This window comes from Streptomyces adustus (genome assembly GCF_009377175.1).
Classification (GTDB): Bacteria; Actinomycetota; Actinomycetes; order Streptomycetales; family Streptomycetaceae; genus Streptomyces; species Streptomyces adustus.
The window spans coordinates 1-5,959 of sequence record NZ_VJZD01000379.1 but is presented as its reverse complement, the minus strand read 5'-3'; the positions used below and the strand labels follow the sequence as shown (position 1 = coordinate 5,959).

Below are 5,959 nucleotides of genomic sequence, written 5' to 3'. Positions count from 1 at the left end.
GCGTGGGGGTGAGGTGGTCGTCGCGGCCGGGGATCACGATCAGGTCCGCGCGGTCCAGCCAGCCGAGGGTGCGGTCGGGCAGGAGGGCGAGGCCGCCGCGCATCGGGACGGGGGTGGCGGTGTCGGACGCGGTGCGGCGCAGGTCGAAGGCCGGGGCGCCGCGGTCGGTGCGGTCCTGACCCCAGACCTCGGTGATGACGGAGACGTCGAAGGCCCGGATGCCGGGGAAGGCGACCAGGGCCACGCGGTAGGGGCGGCCGACCGGGCCCGGGGTGCTGTCCAAGCTGTCCACGGTGGCAGTAAACCATCGATCGCTGGCTTTTGTTCTGCTGGGGCGGAGGGGCGCGCGGCGGCAGGATCGTAGGCATGGACATCGCAGAGAACGCGGCACTGGTGGTCGTCGACGTGCAGCAGGGCTTCGAGGAGCTGGAGTTCTGGGGGGCGCGCAACAACCCCGGGGCCGATGACAACATCGCGGCACTGCTCGACGCCTGGCAGTCGACCGGACGGCCCGTCGTCTTCGTACGGCACGACTCGGTGAACCCGCGCTCGCCGCTGCGGGCGGGATACGAGGGCAACGACTTCAAGGAGTACGTGGCACAGCGGCGCGGGAAGGGCGCCGGGGCGGAACTGCTGATCACGAAGACGGTGAACTCGGCGTTCCTCGGGACGCCGAGCCTGGACGCCTGGCTGAAGGCGGAGGGGATCACGCAGCTCGTCGTGGCCGGGATCCAGACCAACATGTGTGTGGAGACGACGGCGCGGATGGGTGGGAACCTCGGGTACGAGGTCGTGGTCGCCTACGACGCGACGTACACCTTCGACCTCGAAGGGCCGTTCGGTTGGCGGCGCGAGGCGGAGGAGCTCGCGCAAGCGGCGGCGGTGTCGCTGCACGGGGGCGGGTTCGCCCGGGTCGTGACCACGGAGGAGATCGTCGGCTCGGTGGAGTGAGCAGAGCAGGCGCGGGGTGCCGTGCCGCTGCCCGCTGCCCGGCGTGCGGGCGGCGGGCAGCGGCGTGCGGGCGGGCGCCGGCGTGGGTCAGTTGTTGCCGGAGGCCAGTTCGCGGCTGCGGTCGCGGGCGGCTTCGAGGGCGGCGATCAGGGCGGCCCGTACGCCGTGGTTCTCGAGTTCGCGGATGGCGCTGATGGTGGTGCCGGCGGGCGAGGTGACGTTCTCGCGGAGCTTGACCGGGTGTTCGCCGCTGTCACGGAGCATGGTCGCGGCACCGATCGCGGACTGGACGATCAGGTCGTGGGCCTTGTCGCGGGGCAGGCCGAGGAGGATCCCGGCGTCGGTCATCGCCTCGACCAGATAGAAGAAGTACGCCGGGCCCGAGCCGGAGAGGGCGGTGCAGGCGTCCTGCTGCGACTCGGGGACGCGCAGGGTCTTGCCGACCGCTCCGAAGATCGCTTCGGCGTGGCTGACGTGGTCGGCGGTGGCGTGGGCTCCGGCGGAGATGACGGACATCGCCTCGTCGACCAGGGCGGGCGTGTTCGTCATGACCCGGACCACGGGGGTGCCGGCCGTGAGGCGGTCCTCGACGAAGGCGGTGGTGATGCCTGCGGCTCCGCTGATGACCAGGCGGTCGGCGGGGACGTGCGGGGCGAGCTCGTCGAGGAGGGTGCCCATGTCCTGCGGTTTGACGGTCAGGATCAGGGTGTCGGCGGTCTTGGCGGCCTCCGCGTTGCTGACCGGGACGACTCCGTAGCGGGTGCGGAGTTCTTCGGCTCGTTCCGGGCGGCGGGCGGTGACCAGGAGGTCGGACGGGGCCCAGCCGCCGCGGATCATTCCGCTGAGCAGTGCTTCGCCGATCTTGCCGGTGCCGAGGACCGCGACTTTCTGGATCATGGCTGAGGTGCCCTCCGAGGGGTGCGTCGTCCGGGCTCATCCTCGCATCAGGGGCGGCGGGTTCGGGTGGGGTGTCCGGTGGGCGGACGTGAGTGTCGGAGTGTGGTGCCGGGGCGGGGCGTCGGGGGTGTGCGCCGGGCGCGTGACTGCCGTGGGGCGCCCGCGGGATCAGTGTGGGGCGCCCTCGGGGTCAGGTGGTGCGGCGGCGCAGGGTGGCCGCTCCCAGGCCGAGGACCAGCAGGGCGCAGCCGGCCACGATCAGGGCGTCCCGTACGAAGGTGGCCGTCATGTCGGTGTGCCTGAGCACCTCGTTCATGCCGTCGACCGCGTACGACATGGGCAGTACGTCGGAGATGGCCTCCAGGACCGGGTGCATCTGGTCGCGCGGGGTGAACAGGCCGCACAGCAGGAGCTGCGGGAAGATCACCGCGGGCATGAACTGGACCGCCTGGAACTCCGAGGCGGCGAACGCCGAGACGAAGAGGCCGAGGGCGGTGCCCAGGAGCGCGTCCAGCAGGGCCACCAGGAGCAGCAGCCAGGGGGAGCCGGTGACGTCCAGGCCCAGGAGCCAGACGGCGAGGCCCGTGGCCAGGGCGGACTGGACGATCGCGAGGCCGCCGAAGGCGAGGGCGTAACCCGCGATCAGGTCGCCCTTGCCGAGGGGCATGGCGAGGAGTCGTTCGAGGGTGCCCGAGGTGCGTTCGCGCAGCGTTGCGATGGACGTGACCAGGAACATCGTGATCAGCGGGAAGATCCCGAGCAGGGACGCGCCGATGTTGTCGAAGGTGTGCGGGCTGCCGTCGAAGACATAGCGCAGCAGGACCAGCATCAGGCAGGGGACGAGGATCATCAGCGCGATGGTGCGCGGGTCGTGGCGGAGCTGGCGCAGCACACGGGCCGCGGTGGCCGTGGTGCGGGAGAGGTTCAGGGCGGCGGCGGGGGCGGGTGCGGTCGTGCTCATCGGGCTGTCTCCTTCGTGTGGCCGGCCGCGACGGCCTCGTCCACCAGGTGCAGGAAGGCCGCCTCGACCGTTTCGGAGCCGGTGCGGGTGCGCAGGGCCTCGGGGCTGTCGTCGGCGAGGATCTCGCCCTCGCGCATGAGCAGCAGCCGGTGGCAGCGCTCGGCCTCGTCCATGACGTGGGAGGAGACGAGGAGGGTGGCGCCGCGGTCCGCGGCGATGCGGTGGAAGAGGTTCCACAGGTCCCGGCGCAGGACCGGGTCGAGGCCGACCGTCGGCTCGTCCAGGACCAGGAGTTCGGGGGCGCCGAGGAGGGCGACCGCGAGGGAGACGCGGTTGCGCTGGCCGCCGGAGAGGTTGCCGGCCAGGGCGTCGGCATGGCTCGCGAGGTCGACGTCGGCGATGGCCCGGGTGACGTCGGCGCGGCGGCGGTCGGCGGCCGCGCGGCCGGGGTCGAGTATCGCGGCGAAGTAGTCCAGGTTCTGCCGGACCGTCAGGTCGTCGTAGACGGAGGCGGCCTGGGTGACGTAGCCGATGCGGGTGCGCAGGGCGGGGTGGCCCGCGGGGCGGCCCAGGACCTCAAGGGTGCCGGTGACCTTGGCCTGGGTGCCGACGATCGCGCGCATGAGCGTCGACTTGCCGCATCCGGAGGGGCCGAGCAGGCCGGTGATCTGACCGCGCGGGACGGTGAAGCCGAGGCCGCGCAGGACGGACCGGGAACCGCGCAGGACGGTGAGGGCTTCGGCGCGGATCGCGGGCGGGGTGGGGCCGCCGGTGTCGGTTTCCCCGGGGCCCGGCAAGTAATTCATCATGTGATGAATAATTCTCCGGAGCGGCCGCGCCGTCAAGCGGTTGTGCGGAACGGCGCAGGCGCGCGGCGGTGGGATTGGAGGCAGGGCGTCCGGTTCCTGCGCCTCTGTGTTCACCGGCTGCACACACGGATCGGCCCCACTACGGGCGTTCGTTTCCGACAATGGAATTCAGTTCGCCGAGTCCTCCCCCGGTTCGGCGCCCACGCGTCTCCCGCTGTCGACCGGAGGTGCTGCTGTCATGCGCTGTGGCGTACGCAAGGCCGATCTGTTCGCTTCACTCGTCGTGTTCCTCGTCGCGTTGCCGCTGTGCGTGGGCGTCGCCGTCGCCTCCGGTGTACCGGCCGAACTGGGCCTGGTCACCGGAATCGTCGGCGGCCTGGTCGCCGGGGCGCTGCCCGGCAGCAGCCTCCAGGTGAGCGGTCCGGCGGCCGGGCTGACCGTGCTCGTGTACGAGGCCGTGCGGACGTACGGCCTCGAAGCGCTCGGGGTCCTGGTGTGCGCGGCCGGACTGGTGCAGCTCGCCCTGGGCGCGCTGCGGCTCGGGCGGTGGTTCCGGGCCGTGTCCGTGGCCGTCGTCCAGGGGATGCTCGCCGGGATCGGGCTGGTGCTGATCGCCGGGCAGGTCTACGCCCTCGGGGACGTGGCCGCTCCGGGGGACGGGCCCGGGAAGCTCGCCGGACTGGTGTCACTGCCCGGCCGGATGGACCCGGTGGCGTTGTCGGTGGGCGGTGCCACCATGGCCGTACTGCTGCTGTGGCCGCGTTGGCGGCGGGGGGCGCGGCTGGTGCCCGCGCCGCTGGTCGCGGTGGGGCTGGCGGCGGCGGTGACCGGGGTGTTCGACCTGGAGGTGCGGCGGGTCGAGGTCCAGGGACTGCTGGACGTCGTACAGGTGCCGCCGGTGGCGGAGTTCGGGCGGCTGACGGAAGTGGGGGTGATCGGGACCGTCGTGGCCTTCGCGCTGATCGCGTCCGCGGAGTCGCTGTTCAGCGCGGCGGCGGTGGACCGGCTGCACACGGGACCGCGTACGGACTACGACCGGGAGCTGATGGCGCAGGGCGCGGGCAACACCCTGTGCGGGCTGCTGGGGGCGCTGCCGATGACGGCGGTGATCGTGCGCAGCGCGGCGAACGTGCGGGCCGGGGCGCGGACCAAGGCGTCCCGGGTGCTGCACGGGGTGTGGCTGCTGCTGTTCACCGCCGTGCTGCCCGGGGCGCTCGGGGTGATCCCGGTGGCGGCGCTGGCCGGGCTGCTGGTGCACGCCGGGTGCAAGCTCGTGCCGGTGCGCGAGGTGCGGGGGCTGTGGCGCGAGCACCGCGGGGAGGTGGTGGTGCTCGGGGTGACGGCGGTCGCGATCACCGTCGGGAACCTGCTGGAGGGCGTGCTGGTCGGGCTCGCGCTGGCCGTCGCCAAGACGGCGTGGGAGACCAGCCATGTGCATGTGGAGACGGAGGACCTGGGGGCGGCCGGGCTCGTCGTACGGGTGCTGGGGCATGCGACGTTCCTGCGACTGCCGAAACTGCTGGACGCCTTGGAGGCGCTGCCGCGGGACCGGGAGATCCGGCTGGAACTGGGTGGGCTGCGGCACCTGGACCATGCCTGCGCGGCGGCGCTGGAGGGATGGGCCGCCGCGCGCCAGGAGCGTCAGGGAGTGGCGACGATCAACAGGACGTCGTAGACCTCCTCGACCAGGCCGGTCGGGAAGATCTCCAGCAGGCGCTCGCGCTCACGGGCGAGGAAGGCGTCGGCCGCCGACTCGCCGTGCACGAGGAAGAGGGAGTGACTGCCCAGGTTGGCGAGGTGGGTGTCGAGCGGGACCGTGCGGCTCCAGCGGACCGTGCGCCGCGCGTGCTCCGGGACGGCCGGTACCCCCTCGAAGACGTGCGGTGCCGTATAGCCGGGCGAGCCCTGCCGGTTGTCGTACACGCCGCCGAAGTGGCGCCCGATGCGCCGCGCCTGCTCGGTGATCCACGGCACGTCGTGCGGGTCCGTGTTCCACCACAGCGCCAGCGCCCCGCCCGGCCGCAGCACGCGCGCGGCCTCGGGGAGCGAGTGCGCGGGGTCGGTCCAGTGCCAGGCCTGGGCGTAGGTGAGCAGGTCTACGCAGGAGGTGGCGAGCGGGAGCGCGTTGCCGTTCCCGCGCACCAGCGGGACCTCGGGGAGGGTGCGGCGGAGCTGGGCCGCCATGCCGTCCCCGGGCTCCACCGCGATCACCTCGGCGCCGCGGGCGCTCAGCAGGGCGGTCGCGATGCCGGTGCCGGCGCCTATGTCCGCGACCCGGGCGCCGCGCAGCGGGCGGCCGGCGAGTTCCTCGATCGCGTCGAAGAGGGCGGGCGGGTAGCCG

At 72.9% G+C, this 5,959-nt stretch carries 7 protein-coding genes; 2 read left to right on the top strand and 5 right to left on the bottom strand.

All coding sequences use genetic code 11. The features are described 5' to 3' along the window. Nucleotides 1–283 (bottom strand): type 1 glutamine amidotransferase family protein (locus FNH09_RS43685; protein ID WP_476691280.1); only part of this gene is annotated, 283 nt, incomplete at its 3' end. 83 nt (nucleotides 284–366) lie between these two features. On the opposite strand from FNH09_RS43685, the gene FNH09_RS43680 reads away from it, so the two are divergent. Beyond that, the gene (locus tag FNH09_RS43680; RefSeq protein WP_152895425.1) at nucleotides 367–951 is read left to right on the top strand and encodes a cysteine hydrolase family protein; all 585 of its coding nucleotides are present in this window, start codon (nucleotides 367–369) and stop codon (nucleotides 949–951) included. Nucleotides 952–1,038: 87 nt separating this feature from the next. Here FNH09_RS43680 and proC read toward each other — a convergent pair whose 3' ends face one another. The 3 genes from proC to FNH09_RS43665 all read right to left on the bottom strand — a co-directional run bounded on the left by proC (nucleotide 1,039) and on the right by FNH09_RS43665 (nucleotide 3,618). Continuing rightward, nucleotides 1,039–1,848, bottom strand: a complete 810-nt coding sequence (proC, locus tag FNH09_RS43675) for a pyrroline-5-carboxylate reductase (protein WP_152895424.1) — start codon at nucleotides 1,846–1,848, stop codon at nucleotides 1,039–1,041. 190 nt (nucleotides 1,849–2,038) lie between these two features. After that, nucleotides 2,039–2,809, bottom strand: coding sequence for an ABC transporter permease (locus tag FNH09_RS43670; protein ID WP_152895423.1), 771 nt, complete (start codon nucleotides 2,807–2,809; stop codon nucleotides 2,039–2,041). After that, on the bottom strand, nucleotides 2,806–3,618 hold the full coding sequence (locus FNH09_RS43665) for an ABC transporter ATP-binding protein (RefSeq protein WP_152895422.1): 813 nt from the start codon (nucleotides 3,616–3,618) through the stop codon (nucleotides 2,806–2,808). Before FNH09_RS43665 ends, FNH09_RS43670 begins: the two co-directional genes overlap by 4 nt. A 238-nt stretch (nucleotides 3,619–3,856) precedes the next feature. On the opposite strand from FNH09_RS43665, the gene FNH09_RS43660 reads away from it, so the two are divergent. Continuing rightward, nucleotides 3,857–5,293, top strand: coding sequence for a SulP family inorganic anion transporter (locus FNH09_RS43660; RefSeq protein ID WP_152895421.1), 1,437 nt, complete (start codon nucleotides 3,857–3,859; stop codon nucleotides 5,291–5,293). Here FNH09_RS43660 and FNH09_RS43655 read toward each other — a convergent pair. After that, nucleotides 5,260–5,959: class I SAM-dependent methyltransferase (locus FNH09_RS43655; protein ID WP_202919879.1), on the bottom strand; the 700-nt coding region annotated here is incomplete at its 5' end. The genes FNH09_RS43660 and FNH09_RS43655 overlap by 34 nt on opposite strands.

Coding starts and splice junctions, on each gene's coding strand:
- FNH09_RS43670 (WP_152895423.1), bottom strand. CDS start 2,809: ATGAGCACGACCGCACCCGCCCCCGCCGCCGCCCTGAACCTCTCCCGC.
- FNH09_RS43660 (WP_152895421.1), top strand. CDS start 3,857: ATGCGCTGTGGCGTACGCAAGGCCGATCTGTTCGCTTCACTCGTCGTG.
- proC (WP_152895424.1), bottom strand. CDS start 1,848: ATGATCCAGAAAGTCGCGGTCCTCGGCACCGGCAAGATCGGCGAAGCA.
- FNH09_RS43680 (WP_152895425.1), top strand. CDS start 367: ATGGACATCGCAGAGAACGCGGCACTGGTGGTCGTCGACGTGCAGCAG.
- FNH09_RS43665 (WP_152895422.1), bottom strand. CDS start 3,618: ATGATGAATTACTTGCCGGGCCCCGGGGAAACCGACACCGGCGGCCCC.